The following is a 22,680-nucleotide window of genomic DNA, read 5'->3' on the forward strand; positions in this document are numbered from 1 at the left end:
TCATTGTAAAGTCATCCTGGCAACTAATCATCTACACTTTTGGAGGTCCAAAAACGCTGACTCTCCGCACAGCTTCATAACATATTACAAATGCAGGTCCTACAACAAGACCGAATCCGCCTATTAATTGTAGCCCAACATACATTGAAATAAGCGTTGGAAGCGGGTGAATTCCAATTGCTTTGGATAAAACTTTTGGCTCAAGAAACTGCCGCACAACCATGATAACAATCCACATCAGCAACAACTTTAGCCCTTCTCCGAAGGATCCCATAATAAAAAGTGCGACAGCCCAAGGCACGAATAACATTCCTGTCCCTACAATCGGGACAATATCCAGCAATCCGGCCATAACTCCAAGCGTAACTGCATAGCGGTTTCCCATCAACAGTAAACCGCCTATGGTTGCCAGCGAAGTTACAGAAACTAAGATTGCTTGTGACCGCAAATACCCTACAACAGCTGCACCCAAATCCTCGCTAATCGCCTGAGCTCTTAAATGCCAACGGCTGGGAAACAAGTTTGAAATAAATTGTTTTACATTCGGATAACTTGAACTTATCAGTAATGTTGCCACAACAGACACGACTAAAATAATGAATACACGCGGCAAAGCGGTCAGAAAAGAAAGTAAGAATGAACTTGCCGATTTAGCCCATGCTTGAAGAGTGCTTGCCAGAGTTTGTGTCGCCGTAAACAAGGTGTCTTGGATTTGGGGGTTTACCTCCACAAACCTTTCCGCAGTCTCTACTTGCTTCGAGACAAGATCCACCAGATACCCATAATTAGGTAAATTAATGGCCAACTCGGATAATTCTGTATAAAGACGGGCAACAATTACAAAAACAAAAAGGCTTAATCCTGCAATCGTTAATAATAAAGAAAGAACTGCTGCATATGGCCGACGAATTCGTATCCCTCGCATTAACCTAACAAGGAGCGGTTCGAGTAAAAAGGCAATAACGAGAGCAATGATAAACGGCAAAAAAGCGCTAAACAGCTTACTGATAACCTCTCCGAAAACTGGCAAAAAGTCTTGAAAAAAGTATGTAAAAACCTTCAGTATTACAAGGAGACTTGTCACAATTGCCAGCCTGTTGATATTTGCCCACAGAGGGTGTTTCTGGATACTCAATACCTTCACCTCAAGATAATAGAATTATTCCATAGTATACCAATGGCAGGGCAAATATCAGACTGTCAAAGCGGTCTAAAATCCCGCCATGCCCTGGAATGAGGTTCCCAGAATCTTTAACTCCTGCGCCACGTTTCAACGCTGACTCAAATAGATCCCCCACTTGAGCGCTAATTCCGATAATTACTCCCAAAACGACATATATAATCAAAGAAGCTCCACCGATGAGGTGCCAGGCTCCAATGGCTACAACTACACTGAACAGCAATCCGCCTGCGGAACCTTCCACAGTTTTCTTTGGACTTACGTTAGGTGCCAAAGGACGGCGTCCATATTGTCTTCCTATAAGATATGCACCGGTATCCGTTGCCCATACCAAAAAGATTGTAAGAAAAGTCCACTCGATTCCTCGCGGAACCTGACGAAGTAAATAAAGATGGGAAAGTAAGACAACTGCGTAAACGACAGCCAATAAATTAAAGTTTGCTTCCGAAAGCGGCGACTTAGGATATGTTAGGGCAATACGACCAAGACATATCAAAAACCAGAAGAGAAGAGCCGCCATTATCCATTCTTCCCTGCCAGTGAACAAACTAGTCAACCAAACAGCGGTGGCTGCTGTAGTTTGTATATACCAAGGGTTCACACCCATTTGAACCCCAATTTGCAAAAATTCTCGCAAGGCCAGCAAGGTTAATATAGCGACCAAGAAAGCTGTATAAGGTCCCCCTAAATAGATTAATGTTAGTAAAATCGGGGCACCAATCAGTGCACTCATTGTTCTAATAAACATGTGCTATCCTCAATCTGTATGTATTCCACCAAATCGGCGATCCCGTTTCTGGTACGTTATAATCGCAGCAAGTAAAGCCTTTTCCCCAAAATCAGGCCACAGTTCTTCAATTACTACAATTTCAGTATACGCTAGTTGCCAGAGCAAAAAGTTGCTTAGCCTCATCTCTCCTGAGGTCCGAATCATTAAGTCGGGATCCGGCAACCCTCTTGTAAAGAGCGCATTACTAAAGCGTCCTTCATCAATATCTTCGATTTGCTGTTTCCCATTCAAAACATCTTTACTTATTTTCTTGACAGCGTCAATAATCTCGGATCGCCCACCATAATTTAAAGCAAGGTTAAGAATAAGGCCTGTATTATTTCGAGTACGTTTTATCGAATTGTCCAATTCACGCTGGGCTTCTTGAGGCAGGTCATTAATTCCGCCTATAGCACGAATGACTACATTGTTTTCATGAAGTTCTTGAAGTTCTTTTCTCAAGTACTCCGTAAGCAAAGTCATGAGCACACCCACTTCGTCCTTAGGCCTGCTCCAGTTTTCCGTAGAAAACGCATACACCGTTAATACCTCAATTCCTAAATTAGAACAGGTCTTAACTACTTTTCGTAGAGCCTCAACTCCAGCCCGATGTCCCATTGAACGGGGAAGTGCTCGTTTTTTAGCCCATCGCCCATTCCCATCCATGATAATGGCAATATGGCGAGGAAGGCGTTCCAGTGCAATCTGATCCTTTGAATCCACCTTATTTAGTTTCCAAGCCTTAGGCCACATCATTACACCCCCAACTCGATGTTCGATGGTCTATATTCGTTGTTCGCTGTTCGATTTTTAGTCGTTATACTTTATACTACTAGTTATCATAATCTTGCTCACTCTAAGGCATACTCGAAATTTGCGTTCGAACTACGATCTTCGATTATCGGACCACGAGTCGCGAACCTCGAATTACGACATTGACCCCCTTATAAGTTAGGGGGTCAATGTCTGTTTCTGCGAAAATTTTTCGTGCGCTAATACAATTTCCACACGGTCAGCAAACTCTCTGACGCGAACAACTCGGCAGTTTCCCCACGATTCTATATTACCATGAGGACGTGTGGTTTGGAAAGCGTAAGGTTTATCCAACCTTTCAATTTCGGGCTTAATCTGATTCCAATTGCGACCGAGCCAAGCCTGAATCATACTTCTATGATTTCGCTTTCCTTGGTTTCCATTACGCGTTCAATTTCTTTGATTATCTTATCCGTCATTTTCTGTACTTCTTCTTGGGCCCTTTTAACCTCGTCTTCAGAAGCGTCGTGATCTTTCTCCAGCTTCTTCAACTGATCATTGACGTCTCGACGCACGTTACGTACCGCAACACGTGCTTCTTCAGCCTTCTTTTTAACCGTCTTTACTAATTCCGTTCTGCGCTCTGACGTGAGCTGCGGAATCATGAGACGTATTACATTCCCATCACTTGACGGATTAAGCCCTAGATCTGATTTCATAATTGCCTTTTCGATAGAAGGAAGAACGGTTCTATCCCATGGCTGAATGAGCAACATTCTAGCCTCAGGAGCAGAAACATTAGCCAGTTGATTAATAGGGGTAGGCGATCCATAATATTCAACCATGACCTTGTCTAGAACACTCGGATTGGCACGACCCGCGCGAATCGTAGAGTATTCTCTGCGCAATGCATCAACTCCCTTATGCATACGCTCATCCGCATCTTTAATCACTTCTGAAATCATTGATTATCCCTCCCAACATAAGTTCCAATCGATTCTCCCATAAGTACACGCCGAATATTACCCTGTTTCGTAAGGTCAAAAACTATTACCGGAATATTATTATCCATACAAAGTGAAGTCGCTGTGGAATCCATTACTCCAAGACCTCGACTAAGGACATCCAGATAGCTTAAACGCTCAAATCTCTGAGCTGAAGGATTAACAAACGGATCTGAATCGTAAACCCCATCCACCCGTTTAGCCATTAAGATAACTTCCGCTTCGATTTCCGCCGCTCTTAAAGCTGCCGTAGTATCCGTAGAGAAGTAAGGGTTACCGGTTCCAGCAGCAAAAATTACAATCCGCCCTTTTTCCATGTGGCGAATGGCCCGCCGACGAATATATGGTTCTGCAACTTGTCGCATTTCGATTGCCGATAAGACCCTGGTGTCTGACCCTGCTTTTTCCAAAGCGTCCTGTAAAGCCAAGGCATTCATCACGGTAGCTAACATACCCATGTAATCGGCTTGGGAACGATCCATTCCTTGAGCACTACCCGTAATACCACGCCATAAGTTCCCCCCGCCAACAACCAGGCTAACTTCAACCCCCATATCTCGAATTTCAGCCACTTGCTCCGCAACGGAAACCAGCATATCATGTTGAAGGCCAAAACCTTGATTACCTGCAAGGGCTTCCCCACTTATTTTAAGGACAACTCGTTTATACCGTGGCTTTTCCATGGATTAACCTCCATCAATCTAATTATATTCGTTTGAGAGAAAACCTTTCACATTTCAAAAAGAGAACACCTGGGTGTTCTCTAGATTGATTGTCAGGTCACTTATCGATTTAGTTCTTTCATAACCTCTGCAGCAAAATCATCTTGTCTTTTTTCAATACCAGCACCTAACTCGTAACGAGTGAAGCGACGAATGACGATGCGTTCACCAATTTTAGCTACCTTGTCTAGAACAAGCTCACTAATGCTCTTATCAGGATCTTTGACAAAAGCTTGTTCTAATAAACATACTTCTTTATAGAATTTTTCGATTCGGCCTTCTACCATCTTTTCAATGATTTTTTCAGGCTTTCCTTCATTAAGAGCTTGCGCCTTCAAAATATCTCTCTCATGTTGGAGTACATCGGCAGGAACTTCTTCCTTGTTCAAATATTGTGGATTTGCCGCTGCAATATGCAGACCAAGATCACGAACCAATGTCTTGAATTCATCCCCTCGTGCAACAAAGTCTGTTTCACAGTTAACTTCAATCAGTACACCGATCCGTCCGCCACCGTGAATATAGGCCTCTATGAGACCTTCTGCAGCAACACGCGCACCTTTTTTCGCAGCAGCAGCCAGTCCTTTCTCACGGAGATAATCACAGGCCTTCTCCATTTCACAACCGCATTCCGTAAGTGCCTTTTTGCAATCCATCATGCCTGCTCCGGTTCGCTCTCTAAGCTCTTTAACTTGAGCTGCAGTAACCTCTGCCATGTTAAACCCTCCTATTCGATATCATAAAAGCGATACGTAATGCGCCAAGGTTCGACGCATAGTATCAATATGTGATGATTAAAGGATAACCATAAGTAAATTTGTTATAAGTATTTATTAGTAATAGTAAGTTACGAAACGTGCGAGGTTCGAAATTCGAACCTCGCGCTTCGCCTTTTACTTTTTTGCTTACGCTTCGACTGCTTCTCCGGCTTCCTCAGCTTCTTCCTCGTTACCTTGTTGGCCTTCGATAATAGCATCAGCCATTTTCGCAGTTAACAACTTGACAGCACGAATGGCGTCATCATTAGCCGGAATAACAACATCAATTTCATCTGGATCACAGTTAGTATCTACGATTGCAACAATCGGAATATGCAAACGACGTGCTTCTGCAACAGCAATGCGCTCTTTGCGCGGATCAACGATAAACAGAGCATCCGGAAGCTTTTTCATGTTCTTAATACCACCCAAGAAGCGCTCCAGTTTTTCCATCTCATGACGCAGTGCAGAAACCTCTTTTTTTGTAAGCACTTCAAAAACGCCTTCAGCTTCCATGCGCTCCAAAACACGTAAACGATCAACTCGTTTTTGGATTGTTTGGAAGTTGGTCAGCATCCCTCCAAGCCAACGCTCATTGACAAAGTACATACCGCATCTCGCAGCTTCGTCTTTGACTGATTCTTGCGCTTGCTTCTTGGTACCAACAAACAGCATGGTACCTCCTTCAGTAGCAAGATTCCGAACAAAATTATAAGCCTCATCTACTTTTTTGACAGTCTTTTGCAAATCAATAATGTAGATTCCATTGCGCTCCGTAAAAATATAGCGCGCCATTTTTGGGTTCCACCGACGTGTTTGATGTCCAAAGTGAACACCCGCTTCAAGTAATTGTTTCATAGAAATGACAGCCATTGATATACCTACTCTCTTTTTGTTTTTTCCACCGCAGGTTCATCTCAAAGTACCCCTTGCCTCCCGACAAGGAACTGGCACCTTGATCCCACTGCGTGTGTCATTAAATCACACTGTTACTAGATTAGCATATTCTTATTGGCTTTGCAACGAAATTCACCTCAAAGTGCTATGCTTAATTAGCAAACCTCGTGAGATTTGAACGTATGTCGTACTGTTGAATAAAGATCTCCAAATCACTCATAAGCTCTGGAAAAGGGAAATAGAATTCACTTACATAATATAACTCTTGGCTCGTCCGAATCTGGGCGATCTCCTGCCCTTTATCATCAAAATAAAAGGCAACCCGTCGAATATCTTTCGGCTCAAGGATGTGCTCGCCCAGCAACGAACTAAAGACAATTTGCCCGCCATTCATAATAATACGTTTGCTCTTTCCAACGACCCACAAGATGATTATTCCAAGTCCGGAAATTACATATATTCCTATGAGTACCCTTAGTTCCAAGGTTGGCAACTTGCTGAAAACATGCACTCCCCCAATAATCAGGGGGTATAGAATAAGAAACACGAGGCCTGGAATGATAAGGGGTCTCATTTGGTAAACATAATCATGTTCTTCCATCGAAATACCTCCTCTTTAAAAGGCCTATTTCATGTGTTTAGTATGCTTTTCCAGTTCATCGAGCAAATAATCGTTCAGGACTCGGATATAAGTTCCTTTCATCCCTAATGACTTTGACTCGATCACTCCGGCAGACTCAAATTTCCTCAAGGCATTGACGATTACGGATCGCGTAATTCCCACTCGATCAGCAATTTTGCTGGCAACCAAAAGTCCTTCCCCGCCGCCTAACTCGGCAAAGATATGCTCAACAGCTTCGAGTTCAGAATACGATAGTGTTCCTACCGCAATTTGAACTGCAGCCTTTTTACGAGCTTCTTCTTCTGCACGTTCTGCCTTAACACGCAAAATTTCCATACCTACAACGGTTGCACCATATTCGGCAAGCACAAGATCATCCTCATTAAATTCCACATCATACTTAGCGAGCACAAGCGTCCCAACTCGTTCTCCTCCACCTAAAATTGGTACAGTGGTTGTCAGTTTATTGGTGAATCCACAGGGTTCGTTACTATTAAAGATACAGCCATTGGCAACTTGTGTCGTATTCGTAGTAGTTCCGGTAACTTTCATCAGACCCTCATTATAACTTTCCGGAAACCGCTCGGTGTGCACAACAATGTCTTCCATAATTCCGCAAGCAAAACCCTCCATAAAACTGTACCCAAGGATTTTTCCACGTCGTCCCACGATGTAACAGTTAGCAGTTACTGCTTGTCGGAGAACTTTCGCCATCTCCTCAAAATCTACAGGATTACCAGCAGCCCGTTGAATTAACTTATTTATGGTTCTTGTTTTTTCTAATAATGTTGTTTCCATAAGTATATATCCTCCTTTAATTTACCTCTTAGTTTTATTCACGTGTTTCTACAATATATAGCGTGCTAAGTCTTGGTTTCTTACCACATTACCCAAGCGGTGTTCAACATACTCCTTATTAATGGTCACCGTGTAGTCTTCCGGCAGTTCAGAAGCTTCAAATGATAATTCTTCAAGCACTTTTTCAACAATTGTATGAAGTCGGCGAGCTCCAATGTTTTCCGTCGTAGAATTAACTTTATAAGCTACTTCTGCCAATTCATCAATAGCATTCTCTGTAAAATCTACGTTTATCCCTTCAGTTCCTAATAAAGCGCTGTATTGTTTAATAAGCGAGGATTGAGGTTCTGTTAGAATGCGTTTAAAATCAGCGACGCTTAACGACTCGAGTTCTACCCGAATCGGGAACCTGCCTTGAAGTTCTGGGATAAGATCGGATGGCTTACTAACATGGAAGGCTCCCGCAGCAATAAATAAGATGTGGTCAGTTTTAACCGGACCATACTTCGTTACAACGGTTGATCCTTCAACAATCGGCAGAATGTCACGTTGGACTCCTCCTCTGGAAACATCCGCACCGCTTGTACCTTCACGCCCAGCAATTTTATCGATCTCATCTAAGAATACAATTCCTTCTTGTTCAGTTCTCCGAATTGCTTCCTGCACAGCTTCGTCATGATCAATCAAGTTCTGAGCTTCTTCCTGGATCAAGATCTTTCGAGCTTCGCGCACAGTGACTTTTCTCTTTTTGTGGCGTTTCGGGAGCATACCAGACATCATATCCTGAATATTCAAACCCATTTCCATCATGTTATTGTTGCCCAGCATATCGGAAAGAGGCATACTTTCTTCAACTGAAATATCAATAACCTTCTCTTCAAGCTCTCCACGTTGCAAGAGTTCTCTTACAAGCTTACGCTCCTTTTCGATTTCAGGATTTAGGTCAGGTTCTTTTTCTTGATTTGATGACTGTCCGAATAACATTTGAAAGGGGTTGTTTGATGAACTCTCTGTGCGTTTTTCTGGAACGAGCAATTCAAGTAAATGTTTTTCGGCATTGACCGCAGCCTGAGCCTGAACTTGGTCCATACGCTCTGCCTTCACCATGCGCAAGGATATTTCAATTAAATCGCGAATAATTGATTCCACATCCCGCCCTACGTAACCAACTTCAGTAAACTTTGTTGCCTCGATCTTAATAAAGGGGGCTCGTACGAGCTTTGCCAGCCGTCGTGCTATCTCTGTTTTACCTACGCCTGTTGGACCTATCATCAAAATGTTTTTAGGTATAACCTCTTCTTGCAACTGTTCCGGTAAACAAGAACGTCGATACCGATTGCGTAAAGCAACCGCAACAGCCCGCTTTGCTGTATTTTGTCCGATAATGTACTGGTCCAATTCAAGGACAATTTGACGCGGAGTCAAGTGATCCATAATCACACCCCCTATAACTCTTCGACGATAATTTGCTCATTTGTATAGACACATATTGAGGCAGCTACCAGCATCGCTTCCCGTACAATCTCTGATGTTGATAGATCCGAGTGCTTGGTTAAGGCACGCGCCGCTGCTAAAGCATAGTTTCCACCGGATCCGATGGCCGCGATTCCATCATCCGGTTCAATCACTTCTCCCGAACCAGACACAATTAAAAGGTTTTGCGTGTCGGCAACTATAAGCAAGGCTTCAAGATTCCTCAGCATTTTGTCTGTTCGCCATTCCTTCGCCAATTCTACAGCTGAACGTTGAAGATTTCCATGATATTCTTCAAGTTTTTGTTCAAACTTATCAAAAAGAGTAAACGCATCCGCAACGGATCCGGCAAACCCTGCAATGACTTTTCCATGAAATAAGCGACGAACTTTACGGGCCGTATGTTTCATAATGGTCGCCTGCCCCATAGTTACTTGACCGTCACCCGCTATAGCTATGTGTTCCCCTTTCTTCACAGCGACAATAGTTGTTGCATGAAACATAATAAACCCCCCTTATATAAAGTTTACTAGGGCTATTTCAGCATGTCAAGTTGAATTGTAGTAAATTTACATTTTTTTGAGAAAACTTACGTTTTTTTATCTTTATTCGGTACTTTTGCACGGGGATGAGCTTGACTAAAAACTTCTTTGAGTCGTTCACGGGTTAAATGAGTGTAAATTTGGGTGGATGAGAGTTTCTTGTGTCCGAGTAACTCTTGAACACTTCTTAGATCGGCCCCGCCATCTAAGAGATGGGTAGCAAAGGAATGCCGAAGCATATGAGGGTGTACGTGTTGTTCCAAACTGATCTTAGCGACCAGTTTATCCAAGATCCTGCGGACAGACCTCTCAGTTAAACGCGTTCCTTGGTAATTAAGCAAAAGCGCTTGATCTTGATCTGCGCGCATTCCTAAATAGGCTTTGATGGCCGCAATAGAGTAGTTGGTTACCGGAACCACTCTCTCCTTGCTTCCTTTTCCGAGAACCCGAATCAATCCGCTGTCCAGGTCAAGATTATTTCGATCTAAACCAACCAGTTCACTTACTCTCAGTCCCGAACCGTAGAGAAGCTCAAGAATTACTTTGTCCCGACAACCCAACAAATCTGTCCCATCCGGTGCGCCGAGGAGCCCCTCTACCTGATCCAGATATAGAAAATGCGGGAGTTTGCGTCCTAATTTCGGACTCGCCACCCGCTGTACCGGATTATTTTGAAGTATTTCCTTATAGCATAAGAACTTGAAAAATGAGCGCAACGCAGCGAGCTTGCGAGCCATGCTTTTTCTAGCCAATCCATGTTCTGACAAAGCACCTAGAAAACTACGAACAATATAGATATCGACTTGGTCCACTGTAAGGGTTTCGGGCTCTTGACCCAGTTCAAGCGCTGCAAACTTAAAAAACTGGTTCAGATCCGTTTGATAAGCAACAACGGTATACTCCGATCGATTCTGCGAATATTGATGGCCCACAAATAAACTTAAAGCTTCATCGACGAGCATACTTGCCTCCCCATATCCTCTCGAGCACAAAACTCATCTAAAGCCTCCAAAGCCCGTTCGGAAATCTTGGTATTCTTTTCACGCTTGTCTCTTATCCGTTCAGCTAAAGGAGGTAATAGACCAAAGTTAATGTTCATTGGCTGAAAACTTTGACTTGGAGAGCCCTCCAGATGACGTGCTAAGCCCCCTAAAGTCGTTTCAGGCGGAAATACCAAGGTGTTCATCTGACTAAGCCTTCGCCACGCATTAAGGCCTGCCAGAAACCCGCTGGCAGCAGATTCTACATATCCTTCGACCCCAGTCATTTGACCGGCAAAGAAAAGATCCGGTTTAAGATGCAGACTAAAGTCTGCCTTAAGAACTTTTGGAGCATTGAGGAACGTATTGCGATGCATCACACCATAACGCACAAACTCGGCCTTCTCTAAACCGGGAATTAAAGAAAACACTCGCTTTTGTTCTCCCCATTTTAAATGAGTTTGAAACCCAACCAAATTAAACAGGGTTCCCGCTTGGTTTTCTTTGCGCAACTGGACGACGGCATAAGACCTTTTTCCAGTTCTCGGATCCACCAACCCCACAGGTTTTAAAGGGCCAAACGTCAGCGTCTGGGGACCGCGCTTAGCCATTACTTCTACCGGCAGACAACCTTCGAAGACCTTACCTTGTTCAAATCCTTGAACCTCAGCCATCTCTGCCTCTATTAACGCCTTATAAAAGGAATCATACTCTTCTCGGGTCATGGGACAATTTAGGTAGTCCGCTTCTCCTTTATCATAACGCGAAGCCCAAAAGGCCTTGTCCAAATCAATGGATTCGAGGGTAACGATTGGCGCAGCGGCATCGTAAAAGGCTAAGGCTTGCTCGCCTGTCAGCCTTAGGATATCTTCTGCTAAGTCATCTGAGGTCAATGGGCCGCTAGCTACTACTGTAATTCCAGTTTGCGGAATCGTACGCACTTCCTCACGATGAATACTTACGTTGGGATGTTGTTCCAACCGTTTAGTAATTTCATTCGAAAACAGTTCCCGATCGACAGCCAAAGCGCCGCCAGCGGGAACCGCGTTATGATCCGCCGAACTCATGGTCAAGGACCCTAAACGGCGCATTTCTTCTTTTAATAACCCTACCGCATTCTCGATTGCAGCCCCTCGAAGCGAATTACTGCAGACAAGTTCCGCAAATTGATCCGTTTGATGAGCGGGGGTCATTTTGGTCGGACGCATTTCAAATAGATCGACCCTAACCCCTCGTTCGGCAAGTTGCCAGGCAGCCTCCGAACCTGCAAGACCTGCTCCGATGACAGTTATAGACTTATGCATTTAATTATTCGCTCCTATACGTTCTTAAACATTCGTAATACTAGCTTTCTTCAAGCACTATTGTATGGCGACATTCCGGATTAGTGCATACGTGCTTCTTTTGGCGTTTTGATGATTTAATCACCATCAATTGCTGACACTCCGGACAAGGGTCGGGAGCCGGCATTTCCCAAGAAACAAAATCGCACTCTGGATAGCCAAGGCAACCGTAGAACTTACGCCCTTTCTTTGAGCGGCGAACTACCAGGGGTTTAGCACAGGTTGGGCAATTAGCGCCCACTTCTTCAAAGAGAGGTTTAGTATTCCGGCACTCTGGAAAACCAGGACATGCTAAGAATTTGCCGTAACGCCCCATCTTGATCACCATATTTCGACCACAATTCTCACAAATCTCATCTGAGACCTGATCCTCAATCTTCACCTTGCCGATCTTCTCTTCAGCCTCAGCCAAGGTCACGGAAAACGGGGTGTAATAGTCTTTGACCACAGCTTTCCAAGGAGCTTTTCCTTCTTCGATAAGGTCGAGCTTTTCTTCTAAGTTAGCCGTAAACTCCAAATTTAAGATATCCGGGAAATGTTCCTTTAATAAGGTTATCACGATGTCTCCAAGTTCCGTAGGAAGGAGCTGTTTTTCCTCTTTAACAACATAGCCCCGTGTCTGAATAGTTTCAATGGTTGGTGCATAAGTACTCGGTCTTCCGATCCCTTCCTCCTCCATCTTACGGACGAGAGAGGCTTCGGTGTAACGCGGCGGCGGTTCTGTAAAATGCTGCTTTTCTTGAAGTTTAATCAGTTTTAGTTTTTCTCCCGGAGAAACAGAAAGGGTCAAAGAGTTTTGCTCTTCATCCATTGTCTCGTCTTCATCTTTTCCTTCTTCATAGATCGCTAGAAATCCGGGAAAACGAACGGTAGATGCATTAGCACGAAATAAGTATTCATCCACAAGAGATTCGACTGTCAATGTATCCACAATGGCCACACTCATCTGACTTGCCATAAAACGTTCCCAGATCAAGCGGTACAGACGCAATTGATCTCTTGATAAAATCCCCTTCAACAAATCTGGAGTACGCAATGGCAAAGTGGGACGGATTGCTTCATGTGCTTCTTGAGCCCGCCCCTTATTGGCGAACTGACGCAGTTCCGGAGGATAATACTCGTTTCCATAGTTAGTCAGAATCCACTCTTTGGCCTCTTCTTGCGCTACTTCAGCAATTTTGACAGAGTCTGTACGCATGTATGTAATCAAACCAACGGTACCTTCTTTGCCCAAGTCAAGACCCTCATACAATTGCTGTGCCAACATCATCGTACGCTTTGGTGAAAAGCCCAATTTACGATGAGCTTCCTGTTGTAAGCTGCTCGTAATAAAAGGTGGCGCAGGAAGCCTTTTCTTCTCTTTCGTACGAACATCGGAAACTTGAAACTCTTTCTTTGCTAAATCGGCTAAGATAGCCTCCATTTCAGCTTTGCTGGAAATGGAGATTTTTTTCCCCGACTTCTTCAACAGCTTTGCTAGAAATTTCCCTCCTGCAGATTGAAGATTTGCCATTAAACTCCAGTATTCTTCCGATACAAATGCCCGTATTTCCTCTTCCCGATCATCAACCAAACGGACCGCCACGGATTGGACCCGACCGGCGCTTAATCCTTTCTTGATTTTCCGCCAAAGCAAAGGGCTTAATTGATAGCCTACTAAGCGATCCAATACCCGGCGGGCTTGCTGGGCATCCACTCGATCTTGGTCGATCTGACGAGAATGTTTAATTGCAGACTGTATAGCTTGTTTAGTAATCTCATGAAACTCAATCCTGTTTTTATCACTTTGGTTAAGTCCCAACAAATGAGAAAGATGCCAGGCAATCGCTTCCCCCTCGCGATCAGGGTCAGAAGCTAGGAAGACTTTATCTGCCCCTTTAGCCGCAGCACGCAGATCTTTAATTAAATCGCCTCGTCCGCGTATGGCAATATATTTTGGTTCAAAGTCATTTTCTAAATCCACACCCAATTGACTTTTCGGTAAATCACGCAAATGCCCCATAGAGGCTTTGACCGTATAACGGCTTCCTAAAAATTTGCTGATTGACTTTGCCTTGGCGGGGGACTCAACAATTACAAGCGTTTTTGACATTATTTCACCTCAAATAAACTTTAGAAAACTCTTAATTATCATTTTTTCGAAAATCGAAACAAGCCGCGGAAGTTCGAACTCGAATTGTTTTCTCAAATAATAACTCTAGAATTAGGACCATTAAGATTATTCTTATACTTCACTTATATCCAGATTGGATTATTCTCAGTACTTTGGTTAACATTTGGTAAAACTAAGCCTTATCTTAACGCCTTTTTAGTAGTATGTCTAGCGTTCTCTGGCTAATACATAGTGTTGACCCGGCAATTGTGTGACTTTTCCAGCTAATTGAAGCTCTAATAAGGCCAGTGAAATGGCCGATACCGTCAGTGGAGAGTTCACTGTAATTTGGTCAATATGAAGGGGCACATCACTTAACTGCCTCAAGATTGTCTCATGTTCTGAAACCCTTTCCACGGCGTCAGAACTATCAACTCCCTGAGGCAAAGCTCCTTTGAACAACGTAATTTGACCCGCATAGTTTGACCATGCAGGCAGCTCATTACAAATATCTTCGATACCTTCAACAATCTTTGCTCCTTGGCGAATTAGGTGATGAGACCCCCGGCTCACCTCGCTAAAAATCGGTCCCGGAACTGCAAATACTTCTCTTCCTTGTTCCAACGCGAAATCGACCGTAATCAGGGCCCCGCTTCTTTCCGCGGCTTCCACGACCACAACCCCTCGAGAACAGCCGCTGATTAAGCGATTACGAGCTGGAAAATGAGCTGCAATCGGCGGAGAGCCAGGTTCAAATTCACTTATTAATGCACCCTTTTTTAATATTTCTTCCGCTAATCTTTTATTTTCTTGCGGATATATTTGGTCAAGACCGCATCCAAGAAAGGCCCAAGTTATCCCTTCTGCTTCTAGGGTCCCTTGATGCGCAGCAGTATCAATTCCCCGAGCCAGTCCGCTGGCAATGACAATACCTTTAGAAGCAGCATCCCGGGCAAGCATCTTAGCAACTGCTTTACCATACGCTGTTGCTTTTCGAGATCCTACAATCGCCAGGCTCTCCATATTTCCTCTTAGTTGCCCACGGTAATAAAGAAGTGGCGGAGCATCAGACAACTCCGCTAGTAAGCATGGATATTCAGGCTCATTTGGGGTAATAATCAAAATCCCCTGTTTTAGCAGTGTTTCTCCAATCCTCTGAGGATCGATTGACTGCCTTGCCTTCAATACTTCTTTAATCCATTTTTCCTGATTAGGCAATTGAAGATATTTGCTCGTGGAAGCCTCCCAAGCCTTGACCGCACTGCCAAAGCAGGCTATAAGTTCCCTCAAGCGCTGGCTTCCAACGCCAGTAATTGAACGAAATGCTGCTCTAACTGTTTTTTCCTGTTCTATCCCCATGGTACCTGTATCCTCCCTTAGCCTCCTTTTCGGGACAAAGGGATACTTCTCCTGCGCAGAATATTGTCGCATCTTCCTTCTTTATGCAAAATAATGCAAGATTGAAGAAAAATCATTATTCTTAGCCATCAACGCGCTTAAAATTACAAAAGGACTCTGCTTCAAATGAGGTAAATGAGCGGAGCAGTCTCCATATAATAATGGATTAATTCTCCTTTGGTGATTTCCGGCTCAGGAAAATAAACCTTATCCAAATTGCTTAAAGAGAGTGTTTTTCCCTCAACTGAAACCGAGACCGATTTACTCCTCTTATTCAATAATTTAGGCATGTCGCAATTTCCCTTCATCGGTCCATTCTAAAAACCGCGTTTTAAGAAGAGGGTGGGCTCAACCCAACGAATTGTTTCATCTCGGTTATGGAAAATACCAAGCCCTTATTCAAACGGGCTAGATGCCCTTTCTTGCAGCGATTCTGCAAATTTAATTTCCCATTTCTATGCTTCCTTCGCACGTCGAGTTGTCCTTTTTCGCGGGGTCAAAGTAGATTTTGGCTTTTCTGTGGATTTATCTTGATCTGTTAGTTTTTCACCCTCTGATTCTTCACCTTTTTCAACGCGTGCAACTAACTCTTTGGATTCTACTGCTTTTATTGGTTTTTCAGCCTGAACTCGTTTTATAGACTTAAGGGGTTTAATAGGCCCTTCTTCGTTGTCCGCGGCCTTTAATTGACCCTTTTCATTTTCTGTCAGAGCAATACTTGCTCGCAAAGCCTCCATAAGATCGACAACTTTTCCACCCTTGTCCGGCATATCTACTTGATAGGTTTCTCCCGCTATTTTGCTTTCAATTAGCTCAACCATTTGTTCATGCAATTCATCATGATATTTCTCTGGTTCAAACGGACGCGCCAGGTTCTCGATTAATTGTCTTGCCATGGTCAATTCTGCTTCTGTCGGAACCACACTGTCCCAAACAACATCCATATGACGAATTTCTTTCGGGTAATGCATTGTTTCCATAACAAGACCTTTTTCAAAAACCCGCAAACAGGCTAAATGTTGTTTGGAACGCATAGTTACCCGAGCTAAAGCGACCTTCCCGCTTTCCTCCATTGATTGACACAGTAATTTATAGGCTTTCATGGCAGTCTCTTCTGGTGAAAGATAATACGATTTTTGATAATAAATCGGATCAATCTCCGGAAGGTTAATAAAATCTAGAATATCGATCGAACGACTCATAGGTTGTTCCAACGATGCCAGGTCATCCTCGCTTAAAACAACATACCGATCCTTTTCATATTCAAATCCTTTTACCAAATCGTCTGTACCAACCTCTATATCACAGGCAGGGCATTTTTTGATCGAGCGTATGCGATTCTTACAGTCTTCATGCAGATAATTAAACTTAAACTCTTGTGATTCTGTAGCTGCATGCATTTTTACAGGAACATTAACTAAGCCGAAACTAATGGATCCTTTCCATAACGTATGCATATAACATTCCTCCCTGACTTAGTGTGAACAGCTAAGGAAGTATTAATGCAACCACTGTATTAAAAAGATTGCCCTATTTTAACTAAAAGAAAGCGAAAAACTCTTTCTTGAAAAATTGATTATTAAAACAAAAAACTTTGTCTTTTATAGACAAAGTTCAAAATCAAACTTAGTTTTTCTTTACTGTTTCACTCCTCGCGAAACTTTCTCGAAGAGTTCTATTCGTCAAGATCATTCCATTTTCCTTCATTTGTAAGGTTAGGATAATTATCATACTATTGGCCCTGCTGTCATTACACAGACTTAGATTTATTGACGTATTAGGTGGATACTGGTAATATTAAGGCAATTTAATATTAGGAGGAATATGTATATGTTTACTTCTTTAGCCACTTTTTTGCTTAGTTGGGAAAAGGAATCGGAATCAACCGAAAAAATTCTAGATAGTTTAACCGACGACTCCCTTAATCAATCCGTTACCATAGATGATCGCACATTAGGACGCATCGCTTGGCATATTGTGACAACAATCCCTGAGATGCTCGAGAAAACTGGTCTATTATTTGGTGGTATTAAAGAGAATGCCCCAGTACCGAATACAGCAAAAACAATTGCCGATTCGTACAGAGAAGTCAATAAGGCCATGCTTACGGAAATTAAAAAGCATTGGAATGATCAGACTCTTTTACAAGAACGGGATATGTATGGAGAATCATGGACTATCGGAACTACATTAAATGTACTTATTAATCATCAAATCCACCATCGAGGGCAAATGACTGTCCTAATGAGACAGGCAGGCCTTAAGGCACCTGGGATTATGGGACCATCTCGAGAAGATTGGGGTCAACTTGGCATGGAAGCCCCTACAGTGTAAAGTGAATTGCTAGTCAAATAAACAATGTTTCTTTGACTTTTTCCAAAACAATCTTATCCATGACATGCCTCCGAATCTCGATAGAGTATAATTTTATAATCCGGGAGAAAAATCCCCTAAAATCTTGCTCGGATTTTAGGGGATTTCTGAGTTTCCATATGAAATAATGCTTGCAATAGGTTTAAATAATCGTTGAGAGAAAGTCTCTTAGGCAATGCCCTCCGATAACGTCGCTTTAATCCTCTTAAGTCCAAAAACAACCATACTGGCTAAGACGGCAAAATCTTCAGTCGGCAGAATTGAGGGAGCAGAGGCATCGAACAAAATGTTGCCAGACGCCGGAAATTCATCATCAGCTCTCCAGAGAATCAAGGCTAAAGGAATGCGCGGGAACACTCGAAATGTGACCCCTACATCTCCAAGCCCATTAGATTGCCCACCCAAATATGTTACTACTTTAAGCAGGCTATCCGGATCAGAACCAAAAGTTCGGACTAGCGGATCAATGGCCCGACCGTTAAACGGTTTTATATAAATGGCTCCCCCCGGTAATTCTTTGTAAGAAATGAGTGTCCCAACTTCGAAGGGCTCACCGAGATTTGTAATGTAATGCAGAATCAATATTTCAGCAGCAATCGGCAATTCACTGTCTGAAGCTTGAATAGGCACAAAGTTCCCGCTGGGATAGTCTATCTTAAAATGCTGTCCCAAAAATTCAATAATTAAGGCATTATCCTTAATAGAATAGCCAGAGCACCGTGCCATATCTTCTAAGGAACAAGCACGAAACTTTTCAAGCGCCACTTCATGAGCTGCAGAATAATTCATCCTATCTCCTCCTACTCCTTTACACCTAACTCCTTCTTATGAGGTTTTATCAATTCCGTGACTCCCACTTCTTCAAGTGGTATTCCTTATTCTACTTCGGTGACGATAGTCTCAATGTTCAGCTTTAGCTGAACGAGTTCACTTTGCAAGTCACTAAGCTACAACAAAAGACCCATACTTTGACTAACAGAACTTTTCACTATTCTACCCAAGTGCCCGATAGGTCTGCTGTAAGAGCAATGCATCTTCTTCCAAGTTCGGGCTTTCGCAAATTGCTAATCCTTCCACCCCAAAACTATGACAAGCTTTCATCAATTCTTCAAAGCGCAAATCAGATTCCTTCAAAACAAGGTGGCGTTTCTCACCTTTGAGTCCATATTCGATTCCAGATATATGAAAATGAACATTTTTCACCCATCGATCCCCTAGACTCTCAGCAGTCACATCTAATATCTCACAAAATTCATCATAGGAATTATACCTTCCATTAGTTCGCGCGTGAAGATGGCTAAAGTCGATACAGGGCAATACCCCTGGAACCTCTTTAGCAATTTTGACAGTTTCGGTAAGATCCCCGAATTGAGTCCCTTTACCTGTAGTTTCTGGACGAAGGACGACATCGTTCCCCTCTGCATTGAGGGTTTCCCGTACAAGTGACAGTTCTCTGACCACCCGTTCTAAGACCACCTCGGACGGATTATCATGATTAAAGGCTGGATGAAAAATTACGCTCCGAACACCAAGAATCTGTGAAATACGTGCGGTATGTATTATTCGATCCCTGCTTGCCGTAATTTTCTCTGGCTCACGGGAGTTGAGATTTATATAGTAAGGGGCATGACAACTTAAAGCGATGCTATCCTCTTTGGCAACCATACCAACTTTTCTTGCTTTCTCTTCACCCATCCGAACTCCTTGGACAAACTCTATTTCTAAGGCCCCGAGATTTAACTCCCGTATACGGCGTACCCCTCCTTCACTGGAACGATCCTTCGAGGAAAGCGGGACACCAGCGGTTCCAAACAATAGTGGCAATAAGGTTCACTCCATTGCTATTTTTTCTCACATTATATCCTTTTTCTACTAAAAAGCCAATGAACTCTCAAGAAGCAAAATTCAAATGCATTCCTAAATTTCCAATATAATTTAAGAGTTAACTACATACTGTCTTGATAAAAAGGTATACTAATAACACTTTCATCATATCGTTGTTGAAAGAAACTGACCCCAATTTGAAAGGAGGTTTCCTTTATGTCAAGACGACGTAGCAGCATCATGTCTGACGCATTGAAAGAACAAATTTCTCAAGAGTTAGGTTTTGCGGGAACCCTTCACCAAGAAGGATTTGGAGGAGTTTCTTCAAGGAATTGCGGCAATATGGTGAAAATGGCTATTGAAATGGCCGAACGTAATCTGCCCGGAAAGAACATGACTTAATAATTAGAGACTCCAATCTTTTGTCAGTTTAAACTTAGTAATACCCGGAGCCGAGCGCATTTAATGCTCGGCTCTACTTTTTATAAACTGTAGTTTTACTAAAGATTAAGTACCTCTGATTCTAGAAACAATTAGTGAAAATCAACTTCTATACGACGTGCCGCTGGATGAGCGTCTTTTAAAAAACTAAGTTTTAACAAGCCATTCCGGTAACTTGCGTGAGCTCCATCAGTTTTAACCAAAGCAGGGAGTGTCAGCACTCTTGAGAATTTCCCGAAATACCTTTCTGTATGACGCGTGACGCTTTCATCATCTTCTTCGTGTATTATTTTTCGAATTTCGCCCTGAATCATCAGTTGACTTTCATTTAAGGTAATTCTGAGATCTTCAGGGTTTTCGATGCCCGGAATTTCCACAGTCACGATAACCTTTTTCTGGGTTTCTTCTAGATCTATACGATACAACCCATCTGTATAGCTTTCTTTTCCACGCCTTAAAACCCGATCCATCTCATTCCAAAAAGGATCTAACATACGGTATGGCTCATTAGAGATTAATGACATTTCTATCACCTCTTCGTTTGTTTACTGCTTAGGATACGCTGTTCGATTATGGATTATCCCTGCTATTATGAAGCACAATTGATGCATTAGCATTTAATCCTTAAGACAAAGACAAATCTCTTGAATATCCCATGGCTTAGAAACGGTTCTGGTATTCATTCTATACATTATAAAGAAGCAAGAGAGAATCCCCTTGCTTCTTCTCGTTTGGGTTAACTGATTACTTTACCAGAGATATTAGCTGGCCCATTGATAGTTATAGTCCCTTGAACAGTCTGAAGGTTGCGAGCAAACAATTGATAGACGTGATGACCAGCAGGAACATTGGTCAGTACAGCTTGGAACGTAGACAAATTCTCTAAAGGTGTATCTCCTCCATCTTGAATCGACTCTTGGTTGATTGATGCTACTACCACACCATCTTGTTGAATCGTAAGCTCAATAATTGGTTGATTCGGTTCCAAAGGACTTGTGCCCGTCACAATCCACCCGACCGTTGTTAGCAATTCGACAAAGTTTATTGCTTGAGATACAAACAGACCGAATTCCAAAATTAGTTGATCTATCCCAGTAAGCACAATAGCGGACGTGTTCGCTTGATTTGTTAGAATACTTCTGTTGTAGTTTAAGAGAGCCATTTTTATCCTCCTAAATTAAGTTAGAGTAGAGTTACAAAGATTTACCCTTCACTCTCACTATTAATATATGAAAGGACAACAGATTTGGACATGTCGAATTCCGTAATATGGAAATATTTTTAAGTCAGCTTTGCCCTTAGCTATTCAGTCATATGAAAAAACCATTATCTGTTTTCTTTTTAAAAAAAATCATAAAGCAAAGAAAAAAGCGGCTATCCAAAAACAGTCCTAGTTGGATAAACCGTGTCAAAAATAATTCCATCTTTATCGGCTAAATCCATTTGCTCAATTATTTTAGTTGATGTGCTACTATTCCTTAAGTTGAAGATTGTCATTGATAAAAGTTCGGTATATGTATATCCATAGATTCTTACTGCAGCATCATTGGCCTTTTCAGCCAGAACCTGATATTTGCGGAGCCTTTTATGTAACAGTTTCCACTCCGTGATGTCAATTCCTATTCCCGCAAAATAATGTCTTTCATCAATAATTACCGAACTAGCAGAAAGAAACATCGTTATTTTTGTACTGTCTTTTTTTGTAAATTGGCCTCGGCGTTCCCAAATCCATTCTGAGTAATCATTTCGATTCCTTTCAGTACAGACCTTTGACTCTTTTCATCTCCTTCATACCAATCTAATATATTTATTTGAGCCAGCTCCTTCTGAGGTATACCCAGTCATTTTCTCATGTTTCTTGTTCCATCTCACCAACCTGCTATTATCATCGTAGAGATAAATCATCCCGTGAGCACTATCAAATAAGGCATCGGTAAATACTCTTTATTTATTTATTCAAACTCATTTTCTGACCGAATTTTCTCAATAATCTCCTCTTCCAACGTAGAATTTATATCCTGTAGCTGGTTTGTTCGCTCAATCACTTTGTTTTCTAGTACTTCATTTAGTATCTTGATTTTCTGTTCAGCCTTTTGACGTTTATTTATTTCTTCTTCAAGTTGGGCGGTTCTTTGCTTATCCTTTGCTCTAGTTCTCTGTTTAAATTCATAATTTCTAATTCAGTTTGAATTCTTCTATTTACTTTGTGCCCTAAAGCAATATTTTTTAGAGCGTACTTCGAAATCAATTGTACAATTAGAAACAGAAAATTACATATTTTTTCGAATTGTAATCTAGACATATTCACTCTCATCAATTCGCTTTCATAAACATCGGGCCTTAACCCAATTGCATCTTCGTAACGCAATTGATCCATTTGATAATCTTCATCCAGAACATGACCGATGAGCCCTTACAATTTGGTAGAAACCTGTTATTCACTAAAAATGCAAGAAGAGGATGTAACGAAAAACTCTCGTTACATCCTCTTCTTGCATTTTTAAGCTTATCCGATCATCTATGTAAGGCTGATGCAATGTGCCGGGCAACCCTCGGCAGCTTCTTTAGCGGCTTCCTCAAACTCAGTGGGAACGGGATTTGTATAAGCTACCGCTAGACCATCGGCCTCCATCTTAAATACCTCAGGGCAGAATTCAGGGCATGATTCACACCCAATGCACTCTTCTTTGTCTACTTCAGCAATCATGATT

Annotated in this window: 27 protein-coding genes; 2 read left to right on the forward strand and 25 right to left on the reverse strand. The window is 42.3% G+C overall.

The features are described from left to right. Nucleotides 1–31: 31 nt before the first annotated feature. The 17 genes from ytvI to ku all read right to left on the reverse strand — a co-directional run bounded on the left by ytvI (nt 32) and on the right by ku (nt 16,788). Complete coding sequence (gene ytvI, locus BUB11_RS23930; protein WP_073032878.1) at nt 32–1,135, reverse strand: sporulation integral membrane protein YtvI; 1,104 nt, start codon at nt 1,133–1,135, stop codon at nt 32–34. Nucleotides 1,136–1,145: 10 nt separating this feature from the next. Beyond that, nucleotides 1,146–1,928 carry a phosphatidate cytidylyltransferase gene (locus BUB11_RS23935; RefSeq protein ID WP_073032879.1) on the reverse strand — a complete coding sequence of 261 codons (783 nt, stop codon included), beginning with the start codon at nt 1,926–1,928 and terminating at the stop codon, nt 1,146–1,148. 9 nt (nt 1,929–1,937) lie between these two features. Then, entirely contained in the window at nt 1,938–2,702 is a 765-nt protein-coding gene (gene uppS / locus BUB11_RS23940) for an undecaprenyl pyrophosphate synthase (protein ID WP_073032880.1), read from the reverse strand. Between the two features lie 198 nt (nt 2,703–2,900). After that, entirely contained in the window at nt 2,901–3,113 is a 213-nt protein-coding gene (locus tag BUB11_RS23945; RefSeq protein ID WP_073032881.1) for a hypothetical protein, read from the reverse strand. Then, nucleotides 3,110–3,667, reverse strand: coding sequence for a ribosome recycling factor (frr, locus tag BUB11_RS23950; protein ID WP_073032882.1), 558 nt, complete (start codon nt 3,665–3,667; stop codon nt 3,110–3,112). Before frr ends, BUB11_RS23945 begins: the two co-directional genes overlap by 4 nt. Beyond that, nucleotides 3,664–4,389 carry a UMP kinase gene (gene pyrH / locus BUB11_RS23955; protein WP_073032883.1) on the reverse strand — a complete coding sequence of 242 codons (726 nt, stop codon included), beginning with the start codon at nt 4,387–4,389 and terminating at the stop codon, nt 3,664–3,666. Before pyrH ends, frr begins: the two co-directional genes overlap by 4 nt. A gap of 101 nt (nt 4,390–4,490) precedes the next feature. Then, a complete protein-coding gene (gene tsf / locus BUB11_RS23960) occupies nt 4,491–5,144 on the reverse strand; it encodes a translation elongation factor Ts (RefSeq protein ID WP_073032884.1) in 654 nt (217 codons plus the stop codon). Nucleotides 5,145–5,333: 189 nt separating this feature from the next. Further along, nucleotides 5,334–6,059 carry a 30S ribosomal protein S2 gene (gene rpsB, locus BUB11_RS23965; RefSeq protein ID WP_073032885.1) on the reverse strand — a complete coding sequence of 242 codons (726 nt, stop codon included), beginning with the start codon at nt 6,057–6,059 and terminating at the stop codon, nt 5,334–5,336. 175 nt (nt 6,060–6,234) lie between these two features. Beyond that, nucleotides 6,235–6,684, reverse strand: a complete 450-nt coding sequence (locus tag BUB11_RS23970) for a hypothetical protein (protein ID WP_073032886.1) — start codon at nt 6,682–6,684, stop codon at nt 6,235–6,237. Between the two features lie 24 nt (nt 6,685–6,708). Further along, nucleotides 6,709–7,503 (reverse strand): GTP-sensing pleiotropic transcriptional regulator CodY, encoded by a 795-nt coding sequence (gene codY, locus BUB11_RS23975; protein WP_073032887.1) that lies wholly within the window; start codon nt 7,501–7,503, stop codon nt 6,709–6,711. Between the two features lie 48 nt (nt 7,504–7,551). Next, nucleotides 7,552–8,937, reverse strand: coding sequence for an ATP-dependent protease ATPase subunit HslU (gene hslU / locus BUB11_RS23980; RefSeq protein WP_073032889.1), 1,386 nt, complete (start codon nt 8,935–8,937; stop codon nt 7,552–7,554). Nucleotides 8,938–8,948: 11 nt separating this feature from the next. Continuing rightward, complete coding sequence (hslV, locus tag BUB11_RS23985; protein ID WP_073032891.1) at nt 8,949–9,479, reverse strand: ATP-dependent protease subunit HslV; 531 nt, start codon at nt 9,477–9,479, stop codon at nt 8,949–8,951. Between the two features lie 86 nt (nt 9,480–9,565). After that, the gene (xerC, locus tag BUB11_RS23990) at nt 9,566–10,480 is read right to left on the reverse strand and encodes a tyrosine recombinase XerC (protein WP_073032893.1); all 915 of its coding nucleotides are present in this window, start codon (nt 10,478–10,480) and stop codon (nt 9,566–9,568) included. Next, nucleotides 10,459–11,802 (reverse strand): methylenetetrahydrofolate--tRNA-(uracil(54)-C(5))-methyltransferase (FADH(2)-oxidizing) TrmFO, encoded by a 1,344-nt coding sequence (gene trmFO, locus BUB11_RS23995; protein ID WP_073032895.1) that lies wholly within the window; start codon nt 11,800–11,802, stop codon nt 10,459–10,461. Before trmFO ends, xerC begins: the two co-directional genes overlap by 22 nt. Nucleotides 11,803–11,842: 40 nt before the next feature. Continuing rightward, on the reverse strand, nt 11,843–13,933 hold the full coding sequence (gene topA / locus BUB11_RS24000) for a type I DNA topoisomerase (protein ID WP_073032896.1): 2,091 nt from the start codon (nt 13,931–13,933) through the stop codon (nt 11,843–11,845). A 228-nt stretch (nt 13,934–14,161) separates the two neighbouring features. After that, nucleotides 14,162–15,292, reverse strand: a complete 1,131-nt coding sequence (dprA, locus tag BUB11_RS24005) for a DNA-processing protein DprA (protein WP_084110529.1) — start codon at nt 15,290–15,292, stop codon at nt 14,162–14,164. A gap of 494 nt (nt 15,293–15,786) precedes the next feature. Next, nucleotides 15,787–16,788 carry a non-homologous end joining protein Ku gene (ku, locus tag BUB11_RS24010; protein WP_073032898.1) on the reverse strand — a complete coding sequence of 334 codons (1,002 nt, stop codon included), beginning with the start codon at nt 16,786–16,788 and terminating at the stop codon, nt 15,787–15,789. Nucleotides 16,789–17,161: 373 nt separating this feature from the next. Here ku and BUB11_RS24015 point away from each other — a divergent pair, with 373 nt between their 5' ends. Next, complete coding sequence (locus BUB11_RS24015) at nt 17,162–17,665, forward strand: DinB family protein (RefSeq protein WP_073032899.1); 504 nt, start codon at nt 17,162–17,164, stop codon at nt 17,663–17,665. A gap of 207 nt (nt 17,666–17,872) precedes the next feature. Here the strand turns inward: BUB11_RS24015 and BUB11_RS24020 are convergent, their stop codons facing one another. Together BUB11_RS24020 and BUB11_RS24025 are read right to left on the reverse strand one after the other, a co-directional pair. Then, the gene (locus tag BUB11_RS24020; RefSeq protein WP_073032900.1) at nt 17,873–18,493 is read right to left on the reverse strand and encodes a DUF3786 domain-containing protein; all 621 of its coding nucleotides are present in this window, start codon (nt 18,491–18,493) and stop codon (nt 17,873–17,875) included. A 204-nt stretch (nt 18,494–18,697) separates the two neighbouring features. Then, nucleotides 18,698–19,528: a TIM barrel protein gene (locus tag BUB11_RS24025; protein ID WP_073032901.1), complete on the reverse strand. Its 831-nt coding sequence runs from the start codon at nt 19,526–19,528 to the stop codon at nt 18,698–18,700. Nucleotides 19,529–19,744: 216 nt separating this feature from the next. Between BUB11_RS24025 and BUB11_RS24030 the strand changes: the two genes are divergently transcribed. Further along, nucleotides 19,745–19,930: an alpha/beta-type small acid-soluble spore protein gene (locus BUB11_RS24030; protein ID WP_073032902.1), complete on the forward strand. Its 186-nt coding sequence runs from the start codon at nt 19,745–19,747 to the stop codon at nt 19,928–19,930. Between the two features lie 131 nt (nt 19,931–20,061). Here BUB11_RS24030 and BUB11_RS24035 read toward each other — a convergent pair whose 3' ends face one another. The 6 genes from BUB11_RS24035 to BUB11_RS24060 form a co-directional block, all read right to left on the reverse strand. Further along, nucleotides 20,062–20,493: an Hsp20/alpha crystallin family protein gene (locus tag BUB11_RS24035; RefSeq protein ID WP_073032903.1), complete on the reverse strand. Its 432-nt coding sequence runs from the start codon at nt 20,491–20,493 to the stop codon at nt 20,062–20,064. Between the two features lie 212 nt (nt 20,494–20,705). Next, complete coding sequence (locus tag BUB11_RS24040; RefSeq protein ID WP_073032904.1) at nt 20,706–21,131, reverse strand: hypothetical protein; 426 nt, start codon at nt 21,129–21,131, stop codon at nt 20,706–20,708. A gap of 212 nt (nt 21,132–21,343) precedes the next feature. Beyond that, nucleotides 21,344–21,646 carry a hypothetical protein gene (locus tag BUB11_RS28580; protein WP_073032905.1) on the reverse strand — a complete coding sequence of 101 codons (303 nt, stop codon included), beginning with the start codon at nt 21,644–21,646 and terminating at the stop codon, nt 21,344–21,346. A gap of 111 nt (nt 21,647–21,757) precedes the next feature. Beyond that, entirely contained in the window at nt 21,758–21,874 is a 117-nt protein-coding gene (locus BUB11_RS28585; protein ID WP_242947732.1) for a PAS domain S-box protein, read from the reverse strand. 199 nt (nt 21,875–22,073) lie between these two features. Further along, nucleotides 22,074–22,346 (reverse strand): hypothetical protein, encoded by a 273-nt coding sequence (locus tag BUB11_RS28590; RefSeq protein ID WP_073032906.1) that lies wholly within the window; start codon nt 22,344–22,346, stop codon nt 22,074–22,076. A 141-nt stretch (nt 22,347–22,487) separates the two neighbouring features. Further along, entirely contained in the window at nt 22,488–22,676 is a 189-nt protein-coding gene (locus BUB11_RS24060) for a ferredoxin (protein WP_073032908.1), read from the reverse strand. Nucleotides 22,677–22,680 lie beyond the last annotated feature (4 nt).

Origin of the sequence: Desulfosporosinus lacus DSM 15449 (assembly GCF_900129935.1) — a bacterium.
GTDB lineage: Bacteria > Bacillota > Desulfitobacteriia > Desulfitobacteriales > Desulfitobacteriaceae > Desulfosporosinus > Desulfosporosinus lacus.

Coding starts and splice junctions, on each gene's coding strand:
- rpsB (WP_073032885.1), bottom strand. CDS start 6,059: ATGGCTGTCATTTCTATGAAACAATTACTTGAAGCGGGTGTTCACTTT.
- codY (WP_073032887.1), bottom strand. CDS start 7,503: ATGGAAACAACATTATTAGAAAAAACAAGAACCATAAATAAGTTAATT.
- frr (WP_073032882.1), bottom strand. CDS start 3,667: ATGATTTCAGAAGTGATTAAAGATGCGGATGAGCGTATGCATAAGGGA.
- BUB11_RS28580 (WP_073032905.1), bottom strand. CDS start 21,646: ATGTTTCTTTCTGCTAGTTCGGTAATTATTGATGAAAGACATTATTTT.
- BUB11_RS28590 (WP_073032906.1), bottom strand. CDS start 22,346: ATGGATCAATTGCGTTACGAAGATGCAATTGGGTTAAGGCCCGATGTT.
- BUB11_RS23945 (WP_073032881.1), bottom strand. CDS start 3,113: ATGATTCAGGCTTGGCTCGGTCGCAATTGGAATCAGATTAAGCCCGAA.
- BUB11_RS24020 (WP_073032900.1), bottom strand. CDS start 18,493: ATGAATTATTCTGCAGCTCATGAAGTGGCGCTTGAAAAGTTTCGTGCT.
- pyrH (WP_073032883.1), bottom strand. CDS start 4,389: ATGGAAAAGCCACGGTATAAACGAGTTGTCCTTAAAATAAGTGGGGAA.
- BUB11_RS28585 (WP_242947732.1), bottom strand. CDS start 21,874: ATGATTTATCTCTACGATGATAATAGCAGGTTGGTGAGATGGAACAAG.
- trmFO (WP_073032895.1), bottom strand. CDS start 11,802: ATGCATAAGTCTATAACTGTCATCGGAGCAGGTCTTGCAGGTTCGGAG.
- BUB11_RS24060 (WP_073032908.1), bottom strand. CDS start 22,676: ATGATTGCTGAAGTAGACAAAGAAGAGTGCATTGGGTGTGAATCATGC.
- BUB11_RS24015 (WP_073032899.1), top strand. CDS start 17,162: ATGTTTACTTCTTTAGCCACTTTTTTGCTTAGTTGGGAAAAGGAATCG.
- BUB11_RS23970 (WP_073032886.1), bottom strand. CDS start 6,684: ATGGAAGAACATGATTATGTTTACCAAATGAGACCCCTTATCATTCCA.
- ku (WP_073032898.1), bottom strand. CDS start 16,788: ATGCATACGTTATGGAAAGGATCCATTAGTTTCGGCTTAGTTAATGTT.
- BUB11_RS24030 (WP_073032902.1), top strand. CDS start 19,745: ATGTCAAGACGACGTAGCAGCATCATGTCTGACGCATTGAAAGAACAA.
- BUB11_RS23935 (WP_073032879.1), bottom strand. CDS start 1,928: ATGTTTATTAGAACAATGAGTGCACTGATTGGTGCCCCGATTTTACTA.
- xerC (WP_073032893.1), bottom strand. CDS start 10,480: ATGCTCGTCGATGAAGCTTTAAGTTTATTTGTGGGCCATCAATATTCG.
- BUB11_RS24040 (WP_073032904.1), bottom strand. CDS start 21,131: ATGGCTCTCTTAAACTACAACAGAAGTATTCTAACAAATCAAGCGAAC.
- hslV (WP_073032891.1), bottom strand. CDS start 9,479: ATGTTTCATGCAACAACTATTGTCGCTGTGAAGAAAGGGGAACACATA.
- hslU (WP_073032889.1), bottom strand. CDS start 8,937: ATGGATCACTTGACTCCGCGTCAAATTGTCCTTGAATTGGACCAGTAC.
- topA (WP_073032896.1), bottom strand. CDS start 13,933: ATGTCAAAAACGCTTGTAATTGTTGAGTCCCCCGCCAAGGCAAAGTCA.
- BUB11_RS24035 (WP_073032903.1), bottom strand. CDS start 20,493: ATGTCATTAATCTCTAATGAGCCATACCGTATGTTAGATCCTTTTTGG.
- tsf (WP_073032884.1), bottom strand. CDS start 5,144: ATGGCAGAGGTTACTGCAGCTCAAGTTAAAGAGCTTAGAGAGCGAACC.
- uppS (WP_073032880.1), bottom strand. CDS start 2,702: ATGTGGCCTAAGGCTTGGAAACTAAATAAGGTGGATTCAAAGGATCAG.
- dprA (WP_084110529.1), bottom strand. CDS start 15,292: ATGGGGATAGAACAGGAAAAAACAGTTAGAGCAGCATTTCGTTCAATT.